Annotated in this window: 21 protein-coding genes; 14 read left to right on the forward strand and 7 right to left on the reverse strand. The window is 37.3% G+C overall.

The window, feature by feature from the left end; all coding sequences use genetic code 11:
- Window positions 1-65 precede the first annotated feature (65 nt).
- From guaA to AEQSU_RS00250, 12 genes are all read left to right on the forward strand, one after another.
- Entirely contained in the window at window positions 66-1,595 is a 1,530-nt protein-coding gene (guaA, locus tag AEQSU_RS00195; RefSeq protein WP_014780830.1) for a glutamine-hydrolyzing GMP synthase, read from the forward strand.
- A gap of 12 nt (window positions 1,596-1,607) precedes the next feature.
- A complete protein-coding gene (locus AEQSU_RS00200) occupies window positions 1,608-3,530 on the forward strand; it encodes a LysM peptidoglycan-binding domain-containing protein (protein ID WP_014780831.1) in 1,923 nt (640 codons plus the stop codon).
- A complete protein-coding gene (locus AEQSU_RS00205; protein WP_014780832.1) occupies window positions 3,527-3,931 on the forward strand; it encodes an OsmC family protein in 405 nt (134 codons plus the stop codon). The genes AEQSU_RS00200 and AEQSU_RS00205 overlap by 4 nt, the downstream gene beginning before the upstream one ends.
- A gap of 158 nt (window positions 3,932-4,089) precedes the next feature.
- Entirely contained in the window at window positions 4,090-4,620 is a 531-nt protein-coding gene (locus AEQSU_RS00210) for a DUF922 domain-containing protein (protein ID WP_014780833.1), read from the forward strand.
- Window positions 4,604-4,834: a DUF3820 family protein gene (locus AEQSU_RS00215; protein ID WP_014780834.1), complete on the forward strand. Its 231-nt coding sequence runs from the start codon at window positions 4,604-4,606 to the stop codon at window positions 4,832-4,834. The genes AEQSU_RS00210 and AEQSU_RS00215 overlap by 17 nt, the downstream gene beginning before the upstream one ends.
- 155 nt (window positions 4,835-4,989) lie before the next feature.
- The gene (locus AEQSU_RS00220; protein WP_245529154.1) at window positions 4,990-5,562 is read left to right on the forward strand and encodes a spermidine synthase; all 573 of its coding nucleotides are present in this window, start codon (window positions 4,990-4,992) and stop codon (window positions 5,560-5,562) included.
- Window positions 5,563-5,679: 117 nt separating this feature from the next.
- A complete protein-coding gene (locus tag AEQSU_RS00225) occupies window positions 5,680-7,299 on the forward strand; it encodes a CTP synthase (RefSeq protein WP_014780836.1) in 1,620 nt (539 codons plus the stop codon).
- A 99-nt stretch (window positions 7,300-7,398) separates the two neighbouring features.
- Entirely contained in the window at window positions 7,399-9,279 is a 1,881-nt protein-coding gene (yidC, locus tag AEQSU_RS00230; RefSeq protein WP_014780837.1) for a membrane protein insertase YidC, read from the forward strand.
- A gap of 130 nt (window positions 9,280-9,409) precedes the next feature.
- The gene (locus tag AEQSU_RS00235; RefSeq protein WP_014780838.1) at window positions 9,410-10,102 is read left to right on the forward strand and encodes a toxin-antitoxin system YwqK family antitoxin; all 693 of its coding nucleotides are present in this window, start codon (window positions 9,410-9,412) and stop codon (window positions 10,100-10,102) included.
- 81 nt (window positions 10,103-10,183) lie between these two features.
- Entirely contained in the window at window positions 10,184-11,374 is a 1,191-nt protein-coding gene (gene mnmA / locus AEQSU_RS00240) for a tRNA 2-thiouridine(34) synthase MnmA (RefSeq protein WP_014780839.1), read from the forward strand.
- A 9-nt stretch (window positions 11,375-11,383) separates the two neighbouring features.
- Window positions 11,384-13,015, forward strand: a complete 1,632-nt coding sequence (locus AEQSU_RS00245) for a S8 family peptidase (RefSeq protein ID WP_014780840.1) — start codon at window positions 11,384-11,386, stop codon at window positions 13,013-13,015.
- Window positions 13,015-13,956, forward strand: a complete 942-nt coding sequence (locus AEQSU_RS00250; RefSeq protein ID WP_014780841.1) for an NAD(P)H-dependent flavin oxidoreductase — start codon at window positions 13,015-13,017, stop codon at window positions 13,954-13,956. Before AEQSU_RS00245 ends, AEQSU_RS00250 begins: the two co-directional genes overlap by 1 nt.
- Here AEQSU_RS00250 and AEQSU_RS00255 read toward each other — a convergent pair.
- The 5 genes from AEQSU_RS00255 to lysA form a co-directional block, all read right to left on the reverse strand.
- Window positions 13,953-14,768 (reverse strand): endo alpha-1,4 polygalactosaminidase, encoded by an 816-nt coding sequence (locus AEQSU_RS00255; protein ID WP_014780842.1) that lies wholly within the window; start codon window positions 14,766-14,768, stop codon window positions 13,953-13,955. The genes AEQSU_RS00250 and AEQSU_RS00255 overlap by 4 nt on opposite strands.
- A gap of 137 nt (window positions 14,769-14,905) precedes the next feature.
- A complete protein-coding gene (locus tag AEQSU_RS16025; RefSeq protein WP_157429229.1) occupies window positions 14,906-18,586 on the reverse strand; it encodes a M36 family metallopeptidase in 3,681 nt (1,226 codons plus the stop codon).
- 159 nt (window positions 18,587-18,745) lie between these two features.
- Entirely contained in the window at window positions 18,746-18,937 is a 192-nt protein-coding gene (locus AEQSU_RS00265) for a cold-shock protein (RefSeq protein ID WP_014780844.1), read from the reverse strand.
- Window positions 18,938-19,089: 152 nt separating this feature from the next.
- On the reverse strand, window positions 19,090-20,772 hold the full coding sequence (locus AEQSU_RS00270; protein ID WP_014780845.1) for a phytoene desaturase family protein: 1,683 nt from the start codon (window positions 20,770-20,772) through the stop codon (window positions 19,090-19,092).
- A gap of 94 nt (window positions 20,773-20,866) precedes the next feature.
- The gene (lysA, locus tag AEQSU_RS00275; protein WP_014780846.1) at window positions 20,867-22,072 is read right to left on the reverse strand and encodes a diaminopimelate decarboxylase; all 1,206 of its coding nucleotides are present in this window, start codon (window positions 22,070-22,072) and stop codon (window positions 20,867-20,869) included.
- Between the two features lie 193 nt (window positions 22,073-22,265).
- On the opposite strand from lysA, the gene sucC reads away from it, so the two are divergent.
- Complete coding sequence (sucC, locus tag AEQSU_RS00280) at window positions 22,266-23,456, forward strand: ADP-forming succinate--CoA ligase subunit beta (RefSeq protein WP_014780847.1); 1,191 nt, start codon at window positions 22,266-22,268, stop codon at window positions 23,454-23,456.
- Between the two features lie 56 nt (window positions 23,457-23,512).
- Here the strand turns inward: sucC and AEQSU_RS00285 are convergent, their stop codons facing one another.
- Window positions 23,513-24,805 (reverse strand): DUF2254 domain-containing protein, encoded by a 1,293-nt coding sequence (locus tag AEQSU_RS00285; protein WP_014780848.1) that lies wholly within the window; start codon window positions 24,803-24,805, stop codon window positions 23,513-23,515.
- Window positions 24,806-24,935: 130 nt separating this feature from the next.
- On the opposite strand from AEQSU_RS00285, the gene AEQSU_RS00290 reads away from it, so the two are divergent.
- Window positions 24,936-25,364, forward strand: a complete 429-nt coding sequence (locus tag AEQSU_RS00290) for an Hsp20/alpha crystallin family protein (protein ID WP_014780849.1) — start codon at window positions 24,936-24,938, stop codon at window positions 25,362-25,364.
- A gap of 73 nt (window positions 25,365-25,437) precedes the next feature.
- Here AEQSU_RS00290 and rluF read toward each other — a convergent pair whose 3' ends face one another.
- On the reverse strand, window positions 25,438-26,292 hold the full coding sequence (rluF, locus tag AEQSU_RS00295; protein WP_014780850.1) for a 23S rRNA pseudouridine(2604) synthase RluF: 855 nt from the start codon (window positions 26,290-26,292) through the stop codon (window positions 25,438-25,440).
- Window positions 26,293-26,328 lie beyond the last annotated feature (36 nt).

Below are 26,328 nucleotides of genomic sequence, written 5' to 3' on the forward strand. Positions count from 1 at the left end.
TTTTACAACCATTAAAATTCTAAACTTTCAATTTCTAATTCATAATTAAAAAAGTATTTTTGCCTATGCAAAACAACGTCCTCATATTAGATTTTGGCTCGCAGTACACTCAACTTATCGCTAGACGCGTGCGGGAACTGAACATTTACTGCGAAATTCATCCATACCACCACATTCCAGAAAACTTGGATCCTTTTAAGGCAGTTATACTTTCCGGCAGTCCGTTTTCCGTTCGCGCGGAAGATGCACCGCATCCAGACCTTTCACAGATTAAAGGTCATAAACCACTTTTAGCAGTTTGTTATGGCGCGCAATATTTGGCGCACTTTAACGGCGGAAGCGTGGAACCTTCAAACATTCGTGAATACGGCAGGGCGAAACTTTCAATGATAAAATCTGGAGAGGAATTCTTTAAGGATATTCCCGAAAATACAAACGTTTGGATGAGTCATAGTGATACCATTGCGCAACTTCCCAAAAACGGAGTGCGTTTGGCGAGTACGGATGATGTGGTGAATGCTGCTTATAGAATTGATGGCGAAGAAACATACGCAATCCAATTCCACCCAGAAGTTTACCATACAACTCACGGTGCGCAATTGCTTAAAAATTTCTTAGTAAACATCGCAGAGGTTCCACAAACATGGACGCCCGCAGCTTTTGTTGAAACTACCGTTGACAGTTTGAAAGAGCAAATTGGCGACGGCAAAGTTGTTCTTGGTTTAAGTGGCGGAGTAGATTCTACCGTAGCAGCAATTCTTTTAAACAAAGCCATCGGCAAAAATCTGTACTGCATCTTTGTTAATAACGGACTACTTCGTAAAGATGAATTTGATAGTGTACTTCACCAATATAAAGATATGGGACTTAACGTGAAAGGCGTTAACGCTTCTGAACGTTTTTTGAACGCATTGAAAGGTGAAAGCGACCCCGAAAGAAAACGCAAAGCCATTGGAAACGCTTTTATCGAAGTTTTTGATGATGAAGCGCATCAGTTAACTGGCGTGGATTGGCTAGGACAAGGAACTATTTATCCAGACGTTATTGAAAGCGTTTCGGTTAACGGACCTTCGGTAACTATAAAAAGTCACCACAACGTAGGTGGTTTGCCAGATTTCATGAAACTCAAAATCGTGGAACCGCTGCGTATGCTTTTTAAAGATGAAGTGCGACGCGTTGGAAAAGAAATGGGCATTGATGCAGAGTTATTAGGCAGACATCCTTTTCCAGGACCTGGTTTGGCAATCCGTATTTTAGGCGATATTACGGCCGAAAAAGTTCGTATATTACAAGAGGTTGACGCTATCTTTATCAACGGTTTAAAAAAGTGGGACCTTTACGACAAAGTTTGGCAAGCCGGAGCAATTTTACTTCCAGTGAACAGCGTTGGCGTTATGGGCGACGAAAGAACTTATGAAAAAGTTGTGGCCTTAAGAGCCGTAGAATCCACAGACGGAATGACGGCAGATTGGGTAAACCTTCCTTATGAATTTCTGCAAGAAGTGAGCAACCATATAATAAACCGCGTGAAAGGCGTTAATAGAGTAGTCTATGACATCAGCTCTAAACCGCCAGCCACCATTGAGTGGGAATAAAAAAACAAGACTATGTTTGACAAACTTAAAAAATCGATTATTCCTATGTTGAAATGTTTAATATACGTTTCGGTTACCCTACTTTTTATGGTTAGTTGTGGTTCCGCAGCGCAACAACAATACAAAAGTCACGCTGTTCAAAAAGGTGAAACGGTCTACAGTATTGCAAAGCAATATAATATTTCTGAAGAAACCATTTACAACCTGAATCCAGATTCTCGAAATGATTTGAAGGTAAACAGTGTGTTGATAATCCCTTCCAATAACGCTATTAGCTCTGGAACAAACAAAAATAACTACCGCGATCACAAAGTTAAAAAGCAAGAAACCCTTTACGGAATTGCACAGCTTTACAATGTTAGTGTTGACGATATCAAAAAGTTAAATAAAGAATTGTATTCCCGTGGCCTTCGTAACGGAGAGCGATTGCTGATTCCTGCAGCTTCAGATAACACTAATAATACTGGAGGCACATTAGCCAGAACCCAAAAATATACTGTACAAGCTAAAGAAACTAAGTTCGGCATAGCCAGAAAATTTGGAATTTCAATTGCAGAATTAGAAAATCTAAACCCATATTTGGGCGAAAGTCTTAAAGTTGGAGCAACTATAATAGTTCCTAATAAATCTGTAATTGAAAATGCTGAAATTGACGATAACAACTTTCAATATTATGAAGTTAAACCCAAGGAAGGATTTTACAGATTGAAAGAAAAATTTGGTCTTTCTGAAGAAGAAATCATTGCCTTAAATCCTTATGCTAAAGACGGTTTGAAAGAAGGAATGGTTCTGAAATTGCCAAAAGAAGAAAGCACAATTTCAAAGGACGATATTTCAATAATTAATCTTGAAAAGAAGATTGAGTACAAAAATATGAAAACCGTTGCCTTGATGCTTCCTTTCCGTTTAATGCGAAGTGCGAGCGATTCTACAAACAACGATACTGATTTACTTAAAAAAGATCCAACCCTTCGCGTGGCTTTGGATTTTTACAGCGGCGCATTGATGGCTGCTGAATTTGCCAAAAACAAAGGAATTTCAGTTACCCTAAATGTTTACGACACTGAAAGAAGTGATAGCAAAGTTGCTTCAATAATTTCAAAAAGTGAATTCAAAAACGTGGATGCCGTGATTGGACCGCTGCTTCAAAAAAATGTTGAAAAAGCTTCAGAACTTTTGAATGATGAAAAGATTCCAGTCTTTTCGCCATTGAGCAATCGAGATATGGCTATGAACGATAACTTTTTCCAAACGCTTCCCACAGATGCTGTGCTTCAAAAAACGATGATTCGATACATAAAAGAAAACGCTTCAAACAAAAATATTATCATCATTTCAGACTCAAAAAGTGCCAGACAAAAAGACATGATTCTGGCAGCCATTCCAACAGCAAAAACTGTTACTCCTAGAGGAAGCGGTTATATTCAAGCAAGTGACATTTCATCCATAGCTTCAGAAGGAGTGGAAAACTGGGTAATTCTTGAATCTGAAAACCCTGTTTTAGTAAGTAGTGCGGTAAATGTTTTGGCAGCAAGTTCGGCCAGTTATAAGTTGCGCTTGTTCACTTTAAACAAAAATGAAGCGTATGAATGGCACGAAGTTTCAAGCACACGCTTAGCAAAATTGAACTTCACCTTTCCATCTGTAAACCGAAACATTTCTGAGGATGATCGCGAACCATTTTTAATTAGCTATAAAAATAAATATGGTGTACTTCCTAACAGATACGCCATTCGCGGTTTTGATGTAACGTATGATGTATTGCTTCGTTTGGCTTCAGAAAAAGATATTTATGACGCAATTCTTCCCGAAAATGAAACGGTTTATATTGAAAATAAATTCAGATATGAACCTTCAAAAACAAGAGGGTATTCCAACGAAGCCGCTTATATTTTGAAATACAACAAGGACCTTAAATTTGAAGTAGTAGAATGAGCACATCTAAAGTAACATACCTCGGAAACCTCCGCACAGAGAACGAACACCTTAATTCTGGAAACAAATTTATAACCGATGCCCCAACCGACAACAATGGAAAAGGCGAAGCATTTTCACCCACAGACACAGTGGCAACGGGACTTGCGAACTGTATGATTACCGTTATGGGAATCAAAGCGCGGGACATGCAAGTGAATATGAACGGCACTACAGCGATGGTTACAAAAACTATGGCAGCGGATCCACGCCGAATTTCAAAAATTGAAATAGTCCTAAATTTCCCTGCCGGAATAGATGATAAATCTAGAAAGATTCTTGAAAACACTGGTAGAACCTGTCCAGTACTTTTCAGTCTGCATCCAGATATTGAAAAAGTAATTACATTTAATTGGGAGTGAAAATGTAGGCTCGCGATTTATCGCGTGCATTAAAATTAAAAAAATAATTAGTGTATTCGTGGTAAAAACACCCACCACGAATACACGAATTAAAAATATATAAGTTGGCAGTCAATGCCCTCAAAAAAAACTGGTAGTATTTTTGATTGTACTATATTATGAAACTACTTTTCACCTTTATATTCTCTTTAATATTTTTTCCACAGAACATTTCAGAAAAAATAATTTGGAATGAAAACCAAAAACTCAGTTGGGAAGATTTTCGCGGAAAACCCAATGCCAGCGCAAGTTTTGTAGCTACCACAAATTCTGGAATCAGCTTTCATTATTCTTACTCCACAAAAAATGGGGTAACAGATGTAGAATATTCCGTTGAAAGTTTTTTTACTCCTGAAGGTTCTTGGTATATTCCCAATAGAGTGAATCCTCATATTTTAAAACACGAACAAGCCCATTTTGATATTTCAGAATTACACGCCAGAATGCTTCGGAAGAATATTGCTGGTAAAAAATTTACTAAAAATGTGAAGCCGGTAATTGAAGCAATCTATCAAAAAGTAGAGCAAAATAGACGTGCAATGCAAACCAAGTTTGATGCTGAAACCGACCATTCTCGAAACGAAGCCAAGGAAGCATTCTGGCAAACATACATCGCCCAACAACTCGCCGATTATGAATCTTGGAAGTAGCCCAGACCCAAACCACTTAATAGAATTGGCAAACTACAAAATGCCTTTCGGAAAATACGAAGGTCGTTATTTAGCCAATATTCCTGAATATTATTTTGTATGGTTCAAACAAAAAGGTTTTCCAGAAGGTAAATTGGGCCGTATGATGGCCGAAATGTATGAACTGAAATTGAACGGACTTGAAGGATTGGTTCAGAAATTAATAAAGAAGTAGTACTTCGACTTCGCTCAGTAACCTTAAATGTTTGCGGTTAACCAATATCATTCAAAGGTTATTTAACTTAAACTTGAATTCAACTGAAAAAAATTCTCAGCTATATTTGGCCAACTACTAGACATTTCTCTTCTGAAATAAATGGTACTTTGGAAGTGACCTACGTTAACGGTAAAAAAGTTTTAGACACCGAAAACGCAAACTATTCCTACGGTTCACTTCAAAAAATACTGGAAATTGGACTCACAAAAGTCAATTTAAAGAATGTTGAAAACCTCTTGCTACTAGGAATGGGCGGAGGAAGCATAATTCATTCGCTTCGAAATACTTTTGAATACACAAAAAAAATAGTCGCTTTAGAAATTGATCCCGCAATCATAAAACTAGCAATGGAAGAATTTGGAATTTCCTCTTCAAAAAATCTTCAAATTATTGAAGGTGATGCGTTTCAATTCGTGAAAACTTCCAACGAGAAATTTCAACTTATAATCATTGATCTCTTCATAGACACCAACGTCCCTCCTATCTTTTATGGAAAAGAATTTTGTGAAAATACAGCAAGACTTCTTCAGAAAAACGGAGCTTTAATTTTCAATGTTGGAATAAATCTCAATGAAAAATCCAAAACTATTGAAACCTTAACCTCCAATTTTGGAAAAGATTTTGAGTTCCGAATACTCCCAAAAGTGAACGGTACAAATACATTAATCGTTGGTCAAAAACTTTGAAAAGAATAAATCATTTAAACTTCAATTAACTGTTAACAATTAACTAGTATCATTTCCCGCTTTCTGCAATAAAAATGTACCTTTGCATCCCGTATAGTCATTTCAGCAAAGGCATTCATGAGCACTACAAAATACATCTTCGTTACGGGCGGGGTTTCATCATCTTTAGGTAAAGGAATTATCGCAGCATCGCTAGCTAAGTTATTACAAGCTAGAGGTTACCGCGTTACTATTCAAAAATTGGATCCATACATAAATGTAGATCCGGGAACGCTAAATCCGTACGAGCACGGCGAGTGTTATGTTACCGATGATGGCGCCGAAACTGATCTAGATTTAGGTCACTACGAGCGTTTTCTGAACGTAACTACTTCACAAGCCAACAACGTTACAACCGGTCGCATTTATCAAAGTGTGATTGAAAAGGAACGTCGTGGCGAGTTTTTAGGTAAAACCGTACAGGTTATTCCTCACATCACAAACGAAATTAAAGAACGCGTACAATTGCTAGGAAATACTGGCGATTACGATATAATTATAACTGAAATTGGCGGTACCGTGGGCGATATTGAGTCGTTGCCATATATTGAAGCCGTGCGCCAAATGAAGTGGGAAATGGGCGATGACAATGCCTTGGTAATTCACCTAACATTGGTCCCCTATCTTTCTGCCGCGGGCGAATTGAAAACAAAACCCACCCAACACTCTGTAAAAACCTTAATGGAAAGCGGAATTCGCGCAGATATTTTGGTTTGTAGAACAGAACACGAACTTTCGGACGACTTAAGAAGAAAGCTTGCCCTTTTTTGCAACGTAAAGCAAGAAGCAGTTATTCAATCTATTGATGCTTCCACCATTTACGACGTGCCGAATATGATGCTTGAAGAAGGTTTGGACACCGTTACACTTCAGAAATTAAATCTGAAAAACTCAAAGAAACCAGATTTAAAAAAGTGGAATAAATTCCTTCAAAGACATAAAAATCCAAAAGGCGAAGTTCATATTGGCCTAATCGGAAAATATGTGGAGTTGCAGGACAGCTATAAATCCATTCTTGAATCTTTCATCCACGCTGGCGCAGAAAACGAGGTAAAAGTGAAATTGGAATTTATTCATTCCGAACATATAAACGCAAAAACCATAGGCAAAAAACTATCAAAACTTGACGGAATTTTAGTCGCTCCAGGTTTTGGAGAGCGCGGTATTGAAGGAAAGGTTGCAGCCGTACAATACGCCAGAGAAAACAATTTACCTTTCTTAGGAATTTGTCTCGGAATGCAAATGGCAGTAATAGAATTCGCAAGAAACGTTCTGAAATTGAAGGACGCAAACAGCACAGAAATGAATCCAGCAACCAAAAATCCAGTAATAAGTATTATGGAAGATCAAAAAAACATTACCGATAAGGGCGGTACTATGCGTCTTGGTTCTTGGAAATGTGATTTGAAAGAAGGTAGTATTGTAAGTAAAGTGTATAAATCTAGGACTATAAACGAAAGACACCGCCACAGATATGAATTCAACAACAAATATCGCGAGCAACTTGAAGCTGCGGGACTTGTTGCTACAGGCATAAATCCTGATACAGGTCTTGTGGAAATTGTGGAAATACCAAGTCACCCTTGGTTTGTTGGCGTGCAATATCACCCAGAATACAAAAGTACCGTTGCCAATCCGCATCCACTTTTTGTGGCTTTTGTGAAAGCGGTACACGATCACGCTGAAAACAGAAAATAAGACAATTTGGCGTAAAGCAAAAAAAGGCGGGATTATTGACCTGCCAAACAAAATTAACGATAAACCACTTTTGAAATAGTTCAAAAGAAGCAATAAAAGATGGAACAAAAGAAATTCGACATTAACTCACTCATAGGTTTTTTATTAATTGGTGGAATCCTAATCTGGATGCTATACCTTAACAAACCAAGCGAGGAAGAACTTCAAGCAGAAAAAGCAAAGACAGAAGCCGCCGCAGCAGAAAAAGCCACTTCAGAAAAAACCAAGCAAGACATAACACTCGCGCAAGCAACTTCAGACACGATGGATGCTGTAAAACCGGGTGATTCTTTAGCTTTGGAACAGTTGAAAAATAAGCTGGGTTCTTTCGCATATTCTGGAACACTTCCTTCAGCAACTGATGGCACTACTGTTTTAGAAAACGATGTGTTAATGCTGAAAATTAGCAACAAAGGAGGTTATATTACCGAAGCACTTTTAAAGAATTTCCATAAATATGATTCTGTACCTGTCTATTTAATTAAAGATGGAAACGCTTCATTAGATCTTCAATTTTCAGCAGAAAATAGAACTTTAAATTCCCAAGATTTATTCTTTGAACCTACTTTGAGCAAAAATGGCGAAGACCAAGTGCTTTCCATGAAACTCAAAACTTCTGAGTCTGGTTACATTGAATACCGATATACATTGCATCCTGGAGAATATATGATGGATTTCAGCATCAATAGTCAAGGATTAGACGGTGTTATTAACACTTCGCAACCAATGTATTTAGATTGGAAGCTGAAGGGGTATCGCCACGCAAAAAGTATTCAGTATGAAAACCGTTACTCGCGCTTAACATATGAATATGAAGACGAAAAACATTCAAAACTTTCACCTTCAGGCGACGATGACGAATTGGAAAAAGATGTTACTTGGATGAACTTCCGCCAGCATTTCTTCAGCTCCATGCTACTTACCGACACTCCTTTTAAAGAAGTAAAACTAACCTCTGAAAACCTTGTACACGACGAAGAAGTAGATACAACTTTCACCAAACAGTACGGTGCAAAAATACTTTTAGAGCCTAAAGGCGGGGCATTGTCATACAATATGAATATGTATTACGGCCCATCGGACTATCAAATTTTCAAAAAATACGACCGTAATCTAGATGAAGCGATGCCGCTGGGTTGGGGTATTTTTGGGATCATAAACAAATACATCATCATTCCGTTATTCGCTTTCTTATCAGACTTTTTACCTGCGGGAATTGCGATTATCGTTTTAACCATTTTAATAAAATTATTGTTGTCGCCAGTTCAGTACAAACAATACTTAGCGCAAGCAAAAATGAAGGTTTTAAAACCTGAAATGGACGAAATAAAAGAAAAGTACAAAGACAATAAACTTAAAATTCAGCAGGAAACTATGAAGCTGCAAAACTCTGCCGGCGCCAGTCCGCTCAAGGGTTGTTTGCCGGCCATATTGCAAATTCCGGTGTTTTATGCGTTGTTTACATTTTTCCCTTCGGCCTTTGATTTAAGGCAGAAAAGTTTCCTTTGGGCAGATGATCTTTCCAGTTATGACACCATAGCAGAACTACCTTTTCCTATTCCATTTTATGGCGATCACGTTAGTTTGTTTCCTATTTTGGCATCCATCGCCATCTTCATTTATATGATGATGACCACGGGCCAAAGCATGCAACAGAACCAAACACCTGGAATGCCGAACATGAAATTCATAATGTATCTTTCGCCATTGTTTATGTTGATATTCTTCAACAACTACGCGAGTGGACTTTCATTGTACTATTTCGTTTCAAACTTAATTACTATTGGAATTATGCTTGTGATTAAAAATTTCATTATTGATGAAAACAAAATTCACGCTAAAATTCAGGTGAAAAAAGCACAGCCGAAAAAACAGAACAAATTTCAGCGCAAAATGTCTGAAATGATGGAACAAGCTGAAGAGCAGAAAAAGAGGAAATAACTCTTTTTTAGTGTTGCCAAAAAAATTATTGAATAAATACAACTAAACGCTGAAAGGATTTTGAACCCTTTCAGCGTTTAAAATAGAATACAAATTGCAACGTTTACTTTAGGTAAATGAATTATCAACTATGAAAAAAATTGCTTTTATCCTTTTCTTCGGAATAATTTTAAGCTCCCTTAACGCTTTCTCCCAAAGTGAAATCAACCAAATGGACGCTCAAGGTAAACGTCACGGAGTATGGAAAAAAAACTTTAATGGAACCAAGCAACTTCGTTATGAAGGCACTTTTGAACATGGAAAGGAAATTGGCGAGTTCAAATTTTATTGTGAAGAGTGTAAGACCCAACCAATGGCAACTAAAAACTTCAGCGGTAAGGATGGTTTAGCTGAAGTAAAATATTTCACCATTAAAGGAAAATTGGTCAGTGAAGGAAAAATGAAAGGCAAAGACCGCATTGGCGAATGGGTTTACTATCACGAAAAGTCCAAAGATGTAATGATAAGAGAAAATTACGCCAACGACAAACTGGACGGAAAAGTAACCACCTACTACCCCAACGGAAAAATTACTGAAGAAACTGATTACGTCTTGGGCATAAAAGAAGGCGAAGATAATTACTACTCTCCCGATGGTGTTTTATTGAAAAAACTGCTTTACAAAAATGACGAATTGCAAGGTCCAGCCTTATACTATGACGCATACGGAAAAGTGATAATTGAAGGTTTTTACAAAAACGGAAAAAAGCACGGACTTTGGAAATACTATAAAGATGGCAAGGTAACTTTGGAAGAAACATTTCCGAAAACCGAGAAAAAATAAAACGTTCAAGGTAAGTTAACTAGCAATTCTCCGACTTTTAAATACAGAAAGTCTTCTTATCTTTGTGCAATCTTAAATTTTATGAAAAAACGAGTAGTTGTCGGACTTAGCGGTGGTGTAGATTCCAGCGTTGCAGCCTATCTTTTAAAAGAGCAGGGCTACGACGTTATCGGACTTTTTATGAAGAACTGGCACGATGATACCGTAACAATCTCAGATGAATGCCCGTGGCTTGAAGATAGTAACGACGCGATGCTTGTAGCCGAAAAGCTCGATATTCCTTTTCAAACTGTAGATTTAAGCGAAGAATATAAAGAACGAATCGTTGATTATATGTTTCGCGAATATCAAATGGGACGTACTCCGAACCCAGACGTACTTTGCAATCGCGAAATAAAGTTTGATGTTTTTATGAAAATAGCTCTCAGCTTGGGAGCCGATTTTGTGGCAACAGGACATTATTGTAGGAAAGGCACTTTTGAAAAAGATGGTCAAGAAATTCATAAATTATTGGCTGGAAAAGATCCAAACAAAGACCAATCTTACTTTCTCTGCCAACTTTCGCAAGAGCAACTTGCAAAAACCCTTTTTCCTATTGGTGAATTACTTAAACCCGAAGTTCGAAAAATAGCTTCGGAACAAGGCCTAATTACTGCAGAGAAACGCGACTCACAAGGTTTGTGTTTCATCGGGAAAGTGAGACTTCCTGAATTTCTTCAACAAAAATTAGCGCCAATAGATGGTGTTATTGTGGAAGTTCCAGCGAGCTTTTCAGAATATAAAAGAAGTCAACCAGTATTTTCTTCCGAAGAAGAAAAGTTCAAATACCTTTCTACTAAAAGAATTTATACCAAAGTAGATGGTAAACAAGTGGGCATTCATCATGGAGCGCACTATTTCACCAAAGGTCAACGAAAAGGTTTGGCCGTTGGCGGAACCAAAGAACCGCTCTTTGTAATAGATACCGATGTGGAAGAAAACATAATATACACCGGCCAAGGCAAAGACCATCCAGGTCTTTATCGCCGCGGACTTTTCGTTAAAAATGAGGAAATACACTGGGTTCGTGAAGACTTAAAACTTGCCGAAAATGAAAAAATGGAAGTCTTGGCGCGTATTCGTTACAGACAAACTTTAGAAAAAGCGATTTTACATCGCACAGTTTCGGGACTTTATGTTATATTTGAAAACCCACAATCCGCTATAACCGAAGGCCAGTTTGTTGCTTGGTACAACGGTTCCGAATTACTCGGAAGTGGCGTAATCTCTTAAAAATTATATATGATGAAAAAATTATCCCTATTACTCCTTATTTTTGTTTCAACCTTCAGTTTTGCTCAAACTGAAGACGCTCTTGTCTATTTGGAAGCTAAAAATCCAGCCGTGGTTTCCGCAGCTTTGGCTGCTCCAATAACTATTCTGACCCAAGCGGCCATTGATAGAAAAAACACCCAAGGTATTGCAATTGATGATCGCGACGTACCTTTAAACGAAACCCAAAAAGCTGCAATTGAAGCTGCTTCTGGAATTACAGTACTTGCTAAATCAAAATGGTTAAACGCAGTATATGTTCGTGGAACCGAAACTACTATCAATGCTCTTTTAACCCTTCCTTTTGTGATTGACGTTGAATTTGCTGATAAAAGTTTAAACCGACCAACAGGTGGGAAACAATTCACCAAAACAGACAAATTTGAAATTGAAAACCAATCAAGACCTGTATACAACTACGGAAGTGCTAGAAACCAAACCGAAATGATAAACGTGGATTATCTTCACGAAAACAATCATATTGGTCAAGATATTATTGTTGCTTTTATGGATAATGGGTATCCAGGTGTTTTAACAAACCCTGCGTATGTAGATCTTAGAAATGAAGGTAGATTAAAAGGTTATTATGATTTCGTTGCTCGTGTTGAAAGCCCAAATGGAACAGGAAGCCACGGAGCTGGAACATTTAGCGATGCTGCCGGATTTTTGAACGGACAATTTGTGGGTACTGCCCCAGGCGCATCCTATTATTTATTCATTACGGAAGATGATAATGAGGAGTCTCCAGCAGAAGAAGCATATTGGGTAGAAGCCCAAGAACGTGCTGATAGTTTAGGGGTGTATGTTTCCAATACTTCTTTAGGATACCAAGCTTTTGATAATTCTAGTTACGATCACGATTATGCAGATTTAGATGGACTAACCACTATTGGAGCAAGAGGATCAAATGCTGCTTTTGAAAAAGGAATGATACCTGTTACTTCCGCCGGAAATGAAGGAAATGGTTTTGGAAAAGTCGGAACTCCTGCAGATGCGGCTGGTTCATTTACAATTGGTGCTGTTGATGCTGGGAAAAATTATGTTTCTTTCAGCTCTCGTGGACCAAACGCCGCAGGAGTTATAAAACCAGATGTTATGGCAAAAGGTTTGGATGCAGCAATTGTTAGCCAAAATGGCAATGTTACTACTTCAAGTGGAACTTCATTTAGCTCACCAATTACCGCTGGAGCTGTGGCTTCCTTATGGAGCGCCGTTCCAAATTTAAAAAACGATGTGATTATGCAGGCTATTCGCGAATCTGCAGATAGATACAACAATCCTACAGATGAATATGGTTATGGTATCCCAGATTTTGGTGAAGCTTTGAATAATCTTTTAATGATAGGTGTTGAAGATCAAATGCTAGAAAATAATTTTGCACTTTATCCAAACCCTGTTTCAACGCAAATAAACATTTCTTTTCCAAAATCAGCAGAGAATGCTGTATTTGCTATTTATAACATTTTGGGTGAAAGAATACTTCAAAAAAATATCTCTACCTTAAATAATAGCGTTGATGTTTCAGGACTTTCTTCTGGAATGTATATTGCTTCCATCACTTCAAACAGTAAAACAACAAGTTATAAAATTATAAAAGAGTAGTGAAAAACAGGGTTACCAAACTTTTTAATATTGAATACCCTATAATTCAAGCCGGAATGATTTGGAACAGCGGATGGCAACTTGCCTCCGCTGTTTCAAATTCTGGTGGTTTGGGACTTTTGGGAGCAGGCTCCATGTATCCTGAAATTATTCGTGAGCATATTCAGAAATGCAAAAAAGCTACAGATAAACCATTCGGTGTAAACGTGCCAATGCTCTATCCTAATATTGAAGAGATAATAGAAATCATTATTGAAGAAGGTGTAAAAATAGTTTTCACCTCAGCAGGAAATCCAAAAACGCATACGTCAAAACTGAAAGAACACGGAATTACCGTTGTTCATGTTGCGAGCAGTGTGAAATTTGCATTAAAAGCACAAGAAGCTGGCGTTGATGCCGTGGTTGCTGAAGGCTTTGAAGCTGGCGGACATAATGGTCGCGAAGAAACCACAACTTTCACCTTAATTCCTATGGTTAAAGAACACTTGAAGGTGCCTTTAATAGCCGCTGGCGGAATTGCCACAGGACAAGGAATGCTAGCTGCAATGATTCTTGGCGCAGACGGCGTACAAGTTGGAAGCCGCTTTGTTGCTTCGGAAGAAGCATCGTCTCATCTTGCTTTTAAGCAAATGGTGGTTGATGCAAAAGAAGGAGACACACATCTCACTTTGAAAGAATTGGCACCTGTGCGAATGCTGAAAAATAAATTCTTCGAAAGTATAATGCAGCTTTATACTACTAGTCCTACTAAAGAAGATCTAATAAATCATTTAGGTCGGGCCAGAGCCAAACGGGGTATGTTTGAAGGCGATTTGGAAGAAGGCGAATTGGAAATCGGACAAATTGCAGGACTTATTCACAATATAAAACCAGCAGCCCAGATTCTAAAAGATATGGTTGAAGAATTTCAAATTGCCAAAAAAGAAGCTGCCACTCTTTAGTTACAATAAAAAGTTACATTCGTTAAATCTCTATTCTTCAAAACTGCTGAATAATTTCTGGAAATAGCTCGAGGGCAAACTTCTGCCTCAAATTTCTGTAAAGTAATTCTATCTGTGTATTCAACTAAAAAGACAGCTTTTCCTGCAGCTATAAATGGTGTTAGTTCTTCGTAAAAATCATCTACAAAGGCATCCTCGGTTAAAATCCAATCGAATTCATCAAACAATCGTGGAATCAGTTCTTCAGAATTTTTTTGCCCGATTGAAAGCTTTCTACTGTGTGCCTGTTCAATCAACCAACGAGAATAGGCTATAGCATCTTCTTCAGAAACATCAAAGCCTGTATTGTTTTGATAGCCGTTCATATTGTCTGGTTCAATGCCGTCAAAACCTTTAGTTTTTATCATATTGAATCTAGCTTCCATAATTGGAGCCAATAATTGTATCTGCCGAACGTCCAACCACTTTTCATCTGGATAGCCTTCGTAATCATTTCCTATCACGGATTCGGGGAAATCATCCACATCTGGTCTATAGTTTTCCACGCTTCCAACGGAAAGATAGGCTATTACAGTTTTTCCTTGTGCTTTTAAACTTGCTACCAATTCTGGTGTTGCTGAAAAAGCATCAATATCTATAACATCGGCAACTGTGGTATAATTATTAGAAAGACTATCTAAGCGCCATTCAAAAGTTTTTCCTATTGGAATAACGTAGTTGGAATTGGGCTGTTGCGCTTCTTCAACAGTATCGTCATTACTAGAACAAGCTGTAAAAATGATAACTATAACTATTGAAAACAAAAATTTCATAATTGAGGAGTTTTTATTTGAACGCACTTTTTAAATTTTAAATTGTTCTTATAACTTTATTTAACAGTAGCTTATAAAAACATAAAACCCCTCCAAGATAACTTTGGAAGGGTTTTATTTTTATTGAAAACTAAAATTTATTCCTTGATAAGCCTTTTGGTTATTTGGCCTTCTTTACCTTGAATCATAATAAAATAAGTAGCAGATTCCAGTTGAGAAACATCAATATCCTCTTGAGAAGTCATATTTTCAAGATTAATTGTTGTTATCAATCTTCCACGGATATCATAAATACTTAATTTCTCCAATTGAAGGTTTTGTGAATTTACCAAAACCACCTTATCTTTTGCTGGATTTGGTAGCAGACTAAGGGAATTATAGTCAAAACTATCCACTCCGACCAAAATGGTCACGGTAAGTTCAAATGTACACGTTGCAGTATTTCCACTTAAATCTTGCGCAGTAAATGTAATGGTATGTACACCGTCTGAAAGTTGAGTTCCAGGTGCTGGATTCTGAGTTGTGTTAGTTACTGGATCAGTACAATTGTCTGTCACGGTTGCTTCACCATTAGCAAAGTAATCTGGCAAAGTATATAATCCACCCGTTGGAACAATCACCGTTTGATCTAATGGACAGCTTAGTATTGGTAGTTCTGTATCATTTATAGTAATATCGAAAGAACAAGATTGTACTGGGTTTACACCATCGTCATATTCAAATGTATTTGTAGTAGTTCCAACTGGGAAAGTACTTCCACTGGCCAAACCTGAGGTCTGTGTTAATGTTCCACCACTACAACCTACAGGCGAAACAACGGTATAATCCACTACAGCACCACATATTCCAGTATCATTACCTTGAGAAATATTACCTGGACAGCTAAGAGCTCCTCCGCCTCCACTGCTGATAACGTTTACCATAGCCACACAGTTGGCAGCTGCACCACTATCATTAGTAGCCTGCACTGGAACGTTATTTATTCCAATATCTGCACAGGTAAAAGTTACTGTAGCCGTCAAAGGACTTCCAGCAAGAACAGTGTATCCGCCACATTCAACAGCAATATCATACAATAAATCTTCTGCATTTACAGTTGCAACACCATTTCCGTCTAGTGTAACGTCTAGAACGGCAGCGGTAACTTCATAACCATATTCTATTCCCCAAGTGTTCAAAGTACCTGAGTCTCCACCTGCATTGTCTATTACCTTAAGTTCCCAAACACCGACGGTGCTTTCCCCATCAAATACTGATAAAGGATTGTTAGGGCTAAAAGAACCGTTAATTGTTGGCTCAGAACTTTCACATTCATCTTCCACTGGGTTAGCTGCTTCATCATCTAACGTAGCTACTATGTTATTTCCAGAACAACCAAATCCAGATGAGATTCTTCCTGGTCTGTCTATAATAAGAGCTGTAGTGCCAGAAGGCGATTTAATGGAAACCGAAATATCTCCCACCCAAGAATGAGTTATGTTCACATTCACATTCAAATCTGTAATAGAAACATCTTCGGTAACATTCATAGTTACTGTAACACCGGTTGAATTGCCATCAGGAATAGCAACTCCTGCAGTACTGGTTTGTGAACCGTTCATAGGAATTAAACCAGAACCCACACATATAATTTCTGGAGGATTATTGGTCACATTAATATCGTCCGTTAAAGTAGTCGGCGCGCCAGTACAGAAGTCGTTAACCATATAGGTTACAGTTACCAATCCAGGACCACCTACAGCTGGGTCAAAAGTATAAGTTGTTCCGTTGCCGTTGTCTGTTACACCTGGACCGCTATAAGTGCCACCTGCTGGAGAACCTCCAGATAGACCAGTTTGTATTCCATCAGAAAGGCATACTTCATCTATAACATTCAAACTTGAAAAGTTAGGAGGTAAATCAAAAGCTTCAGTTCCGTCCGTCTTACTGCTAGAAGAACCCTGACTTGCACTGAATCCTAAACCTCTTCTTGCGAATGCTTCCCAAATGGCGCAAACGTGAGCACCACCATACAATGCTTGATCTGCTGCTAAAATAGCATCTCGACCATCTACAAAACCAGGACTACAAGGTTGTAATTTCAAGCCTTCGGTAACGATTGCTAATGCAACATTGTTTCCACCTGTACCATTATAAACATCTGGATTAAAACCATCGGTGGCTATAATTTCCCAAGTTACATCCCATAACATTGTAGCCCAAATTTCTCCGATTCCGTGAGGAACTACTGCGGATTTGATATCATCGTAAGTATGGTCGTTCACAGCGAAATCTGTACTATATCGTTTTGTTCTCACACCATTTCCTGTTATAGGCTGGCCTAACAAATAGGTTCCTACACCACGGGCATCCGTACCAGTATCTCCTGGTTCAATAGTTAACAATAATCCGTAAAAATCACTCCAACCCTCTCCCATCTGCTCGGTGTTATTTAAACAGTTAGTGTTTAACGCTCCTCCAGTAAGTCTGTTAGAAACGCCGTGACAATATTCATGAGTTATAACTCCAGCATCAAGATCACCATCATGCGGTGGATTTGAATTGCTGCATAAAAACATATTCATTGTAGGATTTTGACCATCAGAAGGCGTACCAAAATTTGCATTACAATCTCCAGAAGCCTGGGCATTGGCATTTACGCTATCAGAACCTAAGCCTCCATTTCCATAGTTATTTTCTTGAAAGTTACCACCGGCTTCATCAAAACCATATTGGTAAAGAACGTCGTGAATAATATTGTTCCAATAAAATAAATTAGTAATATATGGAGCTGTATTTGAAGCTGGGTTCTGGTTTAAATCAATAGGAAAATCGAAAATTAAAGAAGCCGTTCCATCAGGACGTGCCGAACCTTTATGAGCATCCACGTTATTACCTGTTGTTACTGTAAATTCAGGACCAGCGACTCCATTAGTATCGTGCCAGCCAAAAGGAGAGGCTGTTGGATTGTCTGGATTATTTTGCAAAGTACGTGCTCCATGGTTAGGAGATTCTACCGGCATTGCGTAAACTCTGTAACCTCCAACCATCGCAGGGGAGAGTTCGAAAACAGAGGTTTGCGTAGTTTCCCTCTTATTATTTACAATTTCATTTTTGTTAAGTGGCCCAACAGCTGGTGAAATATTTACCGCTTCTGCACTGTGGAAATGTTCATTATGGCCATCCATAATATTACAGGAAACCGTCCAATTGTTTTTATCTATTATTTTTCCATTAGAAGCATCTACTCTAAAATTCCACCAATCAGATGAAGTAGTTTCGGCAATTGAAAGTTCCCAAATCAGTTGAGTGCCTAATCCTTCTCTATAATAGTACATCAGTTTAATAGGAATATTTACCAGAGAGATTCCAGCCTTATTATAAACGGCAGCTTTATTAATACCGCCAATATTTTTTACTTCGTTAAGATTCGAAATCTTGTAACCCATTTGGTTAGCAACCGATACAATGGCTGCACGAGCATCAATGACTTGCGAGCTATTTTTAACCGTAGCTTGCACATCGTTTAAAAACTTGTTGTGCTCCATCAAAACGCTTCCCGTTACATCGAAATGCACGCTGGATTCAGTTCCAAAAACCTCCAAACCATTGATGGCCTGCCGTAAATAGATATGGCGAACACCGCTGTTTTTACTTGTGCTTTCCTGTGAAATCACATAATCAGAACTTTTATTCTGAATTAATGTAGCTAAGGTTATTGTGCATTGCTCCATAGCCTTTTGCGCCGCTTCCTTCTCTTTTTCGGCGTTTTTTTGTTGTGCCAAAATTGGAAGAGATGCCAAGCACAACATCATTAATACTAATGTAGATTTTTTCATTTTAAATATAGAATTGGTTTAAGTGATAAATTTAAAGTAAAATCTTACATATTAATCAAATATTTTAGGTTAATTCATAAATTATTTAACATTATGAATAAATAAAGCATAAAAAAAGCCTCCCAATTGGGAGGCTGTGTCTTAAAAAAATTGTGTGTATTAAAGCACTTTTACGTTTACCGCATTCAATCCTTTTTTTCCTTCTTGTAGATCAAATTCTACTTCGTCACCTTCGCGAACTTCGTCGATTAGGCCTGTAACGTGTACAAAATGTTCTTTGTTTGTTCCTTCTTCAGTGATAAAACCAAATCCTTTAGTGTCGTTGAAGAATTTTACTGTTCCTTTGTTCATTGTATTTAAATAAAATAATTAATATAAGCCGCAAAGATAGTATTATTATTGACAAATTATGATTTTAACAAGAATTATTTTAAAAAACTAAAATCGCAACGTTTCTTCTAGTCATTAAATCTTGAGTAATCAAATTCAGTTAAGCCAATTAATTAGTTACTTTCAACTTTTCTTTTTTTACTTTCAACCTTATTATTCAACCATTCTGGATAATCCGTATTATCCTCTGCTTCTAAGATTGTTATTGATTGGTCAGTCTCCGTTTTTAATAAGTCCTTTTGCTTCAAATTCAAAATTTCTCCAGCAGTCTGTAGCCCCGAATAACCAGCTCCTGCAACTCCGTGGCTTACGATACTGGCACCGCACAAATAGAGATTTTTTATTTCGCTTTTGGCTTTATATGCGAATGGCCCAATTTGCATTAGTTTTTTTTCGGTTCCATAAACACTTCCGTCCGTTGAATTTATGTAATATTGGTTCGTGATAGGCGTGCCCAATTCTTTATGAACAATATGTTCTCGAATATTAGGTAATACTTTCTCCAAAGTTTTTATCATTTTCTCTGTAAGCAATTCTTTAAACTGAAGATATTCTTCGGAACGAGGTTCTTTTTCGTCTTTAAATTTTTCAAAAAGTTTATAATCTAGATATGTGATCGCTTCAATACTATGGTGTTTTCCGTCAAAACTAGAAGGATCTTTTAAGGTTGTGCAACTAACAAACATTCCTTCAATTGCCTCATCATTTGTTATATCTGGCATCATCATTCGCTCGTAAACCCTATCCATATCTTCGTTTGGCATTAACCAAATATTTCCAGAATCGAGTCCGGCAGCTTTCACATCCATAGCCACAGTAAGGAAAAGCATTAAAGAGGAGCAAGAATACTTCGTTCTATTTAATTTTTTCTGAAGGCTTTTACTCAAGTTTTCTTCACCTATAAGTTTTTGATAGGTGATATTTGGATCTGCATTGGAAATGACTTGTTTTGCAAACAACTTCTCCCCGCTTTCCAATTCCACGCCAATAACGGTTTTTTTCTTTCCTCCTTCTAAAAGGATTTTTTTAACAGATTGCTGCGTTTTTACAATTCCATTATGCTTTTTGATTGCTGTTGTCATCGCCTTTACAATCGCGCCGCCGCCGCCGCAAGGATAAAAACCGCCGTGAAAATAATGATCCATAACTGCACAATGCAACGGGAAACTCGCTTTTGCAGGAGCAAGCCCGTGATCGCCAAACTGAATATTGAGAATTTTTTTGAGCAATGGATCTTTAATATGCCAATCAATAACTCTTTTTAAGCTAAATAGCGCATACTTACCCATATGCTTAGTGCGAAAAGGAATAGTGAGATGTTGCCAAAATCCTTCAACATTTGGAAGCTTTTGTAGCTCGGAGCTTACAGTTCTGACAAGGTTTAAGTACTTTTTTATATTATTTTCTTCCTTTGGAAATTTTTCAACCAAAGCCGAAACCAAATCATCAAAATTTCCTGGAAAGTTAAAACGTTCCTCACCAATGTAAGCGTGCTCGTATGCTGAAGGATTCATTCTGAAAAAAGTAAGATCGTCCGCAATCCCCAATGATTCATATAGTTTTGCTGTGGATTGCCCTTTTTCCAATAGCCCAACATAATGAACGCCTGGCGTAAAACGATGTCCATTTAGATAAAAACTGTGGCACCAACCCCCGGGAACGTCGTGTTGTTCTAAAACTAAGACTTTCTGGCCAGCACGCGACAAAATAATAGCTGCCGTAAGTCCGCCAACGCCACTGCCTATAATAATTGTATCAAAATGACTTTCAGGAAAATTAGACGAATTATTTTTCAAGCTTATATTTCTGTTTAAAATTCTTTATACGAATCTAAACAAATCTATCACTTTTCTTCAGAAAGAAATACGGCTAGTTGAAAATTTCAAAAATTTACAATTCGACTATGACCTGATTTCTCATAATATCATCAAAAGTTTCTCTTTTTCTAATTAAATGTGCTTTGTCTTTATACCAAAGCACTTCCGCTGGGCGGTAACGAGAGTTATAATTGCTCGCCATAGTGAAGCAATACGCGCCTGCATTGTGAAAAGAAAGAATATCGCCTTCGTGAATTTCCGGAATTCTACGATTGTTTGCAAATGTGTCCGTCTCGCAGATATAACCAGTTACTGTGTAAAAACGATCTCTTCCTTTAGGGCGAGAAATGTTTGAAATTTCGTGTTGCGAACCGTAAAGCATCGGACGGATTAAATGATTGAAACCGCTATCAACTTGAGCGAAAACTGTGGAAGTGGTTTGTTTTATAACATTTACATTTACTAAAAACTGTCCGGCTTCACTCACCAAAAATTTTCCTGGCTCAAAAGCCAATGTTAGTTTTTTACCGTATTTTTTACTGAATTCATTAAAACGTTTGCTCAGTTTTTTACCAAGCTCTTCAACGTTTGTTTCAATATCGCCTTCTTTATAAGGAACTTTAAAACCACTTCCGAAGTCAATAAATTCAAGATTATCAAAATTTTCTGCTGCATTGAAAAGTATTTCTGAAGCGTAAAGAAAAACATCAATATCAAGAATATCACTTCCTGTATGCATATGAATTCCGTTGATATTCATCCCTGTATTTTCAACAATACGCTTAAGCAAAGGCATTTGGTGGATTGAAATTCCAAACTTACTATCAATATGCCCCACGGAAATGTTAGCATTTCCGCCTGCCATTACGTGTGGGTTTATGCGAATGCAAACTGGAGTTTTAGGATGCTTTGTTCCAAACTGCTCCAATATAGAAAGATTGTCAATATTTATCTGCACGCCGAGTTTTACAGCTTTTTCTATTTCTTCCAGAGAAATTCCGTTAGGCGTATAAATAATAATTTCAGGTTTTGCGCCTGCTTCCAAGCCGAGCATCACTTCTTGGATTGAAACCGTATCTAAACCACTACCCATATTAATGAGTAATTTCAAAACTGAAATATTTGAAAGCGCTTTTACGGCATAATATATTCTCAACTTCTCTACCTTATCAAAAGCGCTGGTCAAACGTTTATACTGCTTTTCAATTTTAGCAGCGTCATAAACATAAACTGGGCTCCCAAATTCTTGGGCAATTACCAAAAGGTCTTGATTTTTCATCGGTGAAAAGTGAGTTTTTAAAAATTAAGGCGTAAAAATAAGGATGTCTTCAGAAATACTTCATTAATAATCAATTAAAATTTCAATTTATCAACTTTTGAAAATGTGCTTCTATAAACCTTCAAAAAACATTAGTGCATTCCTGTTACATTTGTTATTTTTGCAATCCATAAACAAGAACAAAACCGCTACTATGAATTTACACGAATACCAAGGAAAAGAAATCTTAAACAGTTTTGGCGTTGAAATACAACGCGGCATCGTGGCAACTACTCCAAAAGAGGCAGTAGAAGCCGCAAAAAAACTTACAGAAACAACCGGAACGGGCTGGCACGTAATTAAGGCTCAAGTTCACGCAGGTGGTCGTGGTAAAGGTGGTGGTGTAAAACTTGCGAAGAACTTACAAGAAGTTGAAACGATTGCAGGAAACATCATTGGGATGGATCTTGTAACTCCACAAACTTCTGCTGAAGGGAAACGAGTTCATCAAGTTTTGGTTACTGAAGATGTTTATTACCCTGGTGATAGCGAGCCAGAAGAATATTATATGAGTGTTCTTTTAAACCGCTCTACAGGAAGAAACATGATTATGTATTCTACCGAAGGTGGAATGGATATTGAAACCGTTGCTGAAGAAACTCCGCATTTAATTTTTACTGAAGAAGTTGATCCAGCTGTTGGCCTTTTGGGCTTTCAAGCTAGAAGAGTCGCTTTCAACCTTGGATTGAGCGGCAAAGCCTTTAAGGAAATGACAAAATTTGTTACTGCACTTTACAAAGCATATAATGAATCTGATTCTTCTCTTTTCGAAATAAATCCTGTTTTAAAAACAAGTGACGATAGAATTATTGCGGTTGATGCTAAAGTGAGTATTGACGACAATGCACTTTTCCGTCATAAAGATTATATGGAAATGCGCGACAAACGCGAGGAAAATCCTGTAGAAGTTGAAGCACAAGAAAAAGGACTAAACTATGTGGATCTTGACGGAAACGTTGGTTGTATGGTTAATGGCGCCGGACTTGCAATGGCAACAATGGATCTTATTAAGCAAGCTGGTGGTGAGCCTGCAAACTTTCTTGACGTAGGTGGAACTGCAAATGCTGAGCGAGTTGAAGCTGCTTTCAAATTAATTTTGAAAGACCCGAACGTAAAAGCAATTTTGGTAAATATTTTTGGTGGAATCGTACGTTGCGACCGTGTGGCACAAGGAATTATTGACGCTTATAAAAATATGGGAACTATCAATGTGCCTATCATTGTGCGTTTACAAGGAACAAATGCAGATGTTGCAAAGAAAATGATTGATGACAGCGGATTGGATGTTCAAAGTGCGATTGAATTTCAAGAAGCTGCAGATAAAGTGAAAGCTGTATTGGCCTAACTATCATCAACATAAACTATTGAAAAAGCCTTTTGGATTTGTCTGAAAGGCTTTTTTTATGACTCTTTTTTCAATCCCGCTAAGGCTCTTAAAATACGGTCGTCTTTTTTAGAATCAAAATCCATATCGCTTATTAAAACATCCAATTCTTCTGTAATTTCCGTTGTATATGATTTGTCTTCTACTGGTTGATTTTGTAAATACTTCAACATCCAAATCAATTTTTGCACTACTATCGGATCGTGTTTGCAATAGGTGCGCAAAGAAGCCATAACGTTATAAAGCAATTCTTTAAATTGGATAATGGCAATTTTTATATGAGCTTCATTCTCAGTTATTAGTACGCCTGTATCATTCTTTTTCATTCGAAGCGCAAAGAGTTCGGTTAAATAATCAATAGCGTTAACAGCGGTTCCTGGATCATTTATTCCAGGCGACATTGCTTTTACAGCAATCTCGGTAATTTGTTTAAACGCTAAGGTATAATTGTCGCGAATGTATTCTCCTCGCGCGAAATTTATATTTGAAAATATATCATCTACAATCTTTTTATCCAGCAGTTTACTCGTTTTTAAAACTGAATTGTTCTTCAAAACAAACAAGCCTTTTGGCACCGTTATATAAACACGAACATCATTCTCTTTACAAATATCGGTTATGTTTTTAATTGAAATATTCTGAAAATAACCACTTCTATTAGAAGTATAACTGTGCCATTCCGTAGTATCTGGAAAATGCGCAACAAGCATTTTAGAAGCTTTCTCTTCGGCTTCAATAACTTCATTTAGTCGATCTATCGCCTCAGCATAAATTCCGTCCATTATATTATTTATCTGAATGCTTTGCGAAATATTATGAATGAAAAATATAAAAGCTGAAAGACAAACAATAGTAAAGAAAACACCTAGAAGTATAGAAAAACCAGGAAGAGTATATTTCTCTTCGCTAGTATTTACAGAAAAAAGGGTAAATATATTATAAACGATTGTCGCTAAAAAAACACCTAATATAATTTGATGTCTTTTGTTAGAAATAAGTCCTGGAAGCAAGCGCGGCGAAAAATTACTCGATGCCTGACTCAACAATAGCATCACCATTGAAAAACTGAAAACCATCATAGAAATTAGGCCACCAATACACGTACTCAGCACATTAAGCGCAGTATCACCATCTTCCACCATTAGCATAGGGAAAACATCGATTATTTTTCTAGAAATACCTTGTTTCTCTAAAATAATCATTCCTAAAGCTAGGAAGAATCCTGCTGTCGCTATAAGTGATGGATAAAAAGCAATTTTACTTTTTACAGTTCTAAAAAAAGTAGCAATTCGTATAAAGAAATGTTTCATCTGAATTTTTTATAAGACATAATGACATATAAAAATCATTGAATTCGGTCAGAATGTCTTGTTTTTAACAATGGAATTGTTGTTGACTATTGATTAATGAAATTAGTAAAAATTTAAACAATATAGACCTATGAAAACAGTTAATAAAAACAATATGTGGTTGCCAGGACTTTTGGACAATTTATTTTTAGAGAATCGTCTTGATGGCTTAAATAATTATGAAACATTTAGCAATCCAGCGATAAATATCATCGAAAATTTGCCGAATTTTGTAGTCGAATTGGCAGTGCCTGGATTAAAGAAAGAAGATTTTACCATTGAATTTGAGGAAGATACACTAAAAGTGGCCTCTAAGAAGGTAGAAGAGAAGAAAGAAGAAACTGATTCTAAATTTAGAAGAAGGGAATTCAATTTTAAGAGTTTTGAACGCTCTTTTAAACTTCCAGAAAACATAAAAACTGAAGATATTCAGGCCAATTACGAAAATGGAATCCTGAGAGTCACGCTTCCAAAGATGGAAGAAAAGAAAGTATTGAAGAAAATGGTTGAGATTTCATAATTGAAATTTAATTTGGTTAGTTAGTTGAAAATGACCGCGTGCTACTCAATCGGTGCGCGGTTTTTTCATGGGATTAATTCGTACCTCTTCTTCGTCTTCCCCCTGTGCTTTTCTGCTCTCTTTTTAAATTTCGTTCTTCTCGTCTAATAACTTCCGGTTTTTTAGGCTCTTCTTTTATTTGTCGACTTTCTTTTCCGTAAACTTTTGGCATTCCATCGCTATCCTTTACTGAATCTCTTAGTGTTTTCAACTCTTCCGAAGTAAGGTCTCGCCACTCTCCTACTGGTAAATCTCCCAATACTAAATTCATAATTCGGATTCGCTGTAGCGCAACAACTTCATACCCCAAATATTCGCACATTCTACGAATCTGTCTATTTAAGCCTTGAACCAAAAATATTTTAAATTCAAAACGGCTAATGCGTTCTACTTTGCAACGTTTAGTTACCGTGTCCAAAATTGGAATTCCCGAGCCCATTCTTTTTATAAATTCGTCAGTAACGTGTCTATCAACTTTTACAATGTATTCTTTTTCGTGTGCGTTGCCAGCGCGAAGAATTTTGTTTACAATATCGCCTTCATTCGTCAACAAAAGTAATCCTTCACTAGGTTTGTCCAATCTTCCAACGGGAAAAATTCGTTCGGGATGATTTACAAAATCCACTACATTATCATCAAAACGGGTATCTGTAGTGCAAGTTATTCCAACTGGTTTGTTCAGCATTATGAACACTTCCTTCGTGTTTTCGGCAATTGGTTTTCCATCCACACAAACGGTATCACCGGGCATAACTCTATCGCCAAGGGTGCTTTTTTCTCCATTTATAGTTACGCGACCTTTTTCAATTAACGTATCGGCTTCGCGACGAGAGCAAAATCCACTATCGCTAATGGCTTTGTTTATTCTAACGGAATCTGGATGGTTCATTTTTTTTTTTACAAAGATACCATTATTGAAGGGCAA

Source organism: Aequorivita sublithincola DSM 14238 (genome assembly GCF_000265385.1).
In the GTDB taxonomy this organism is placed as follows: Bacteria; Bacteroidota; Bacteroidia; order Flavobacteriales; family Flavobacteriaceae; genus Aequorivita; species Aequorivita sublithincola.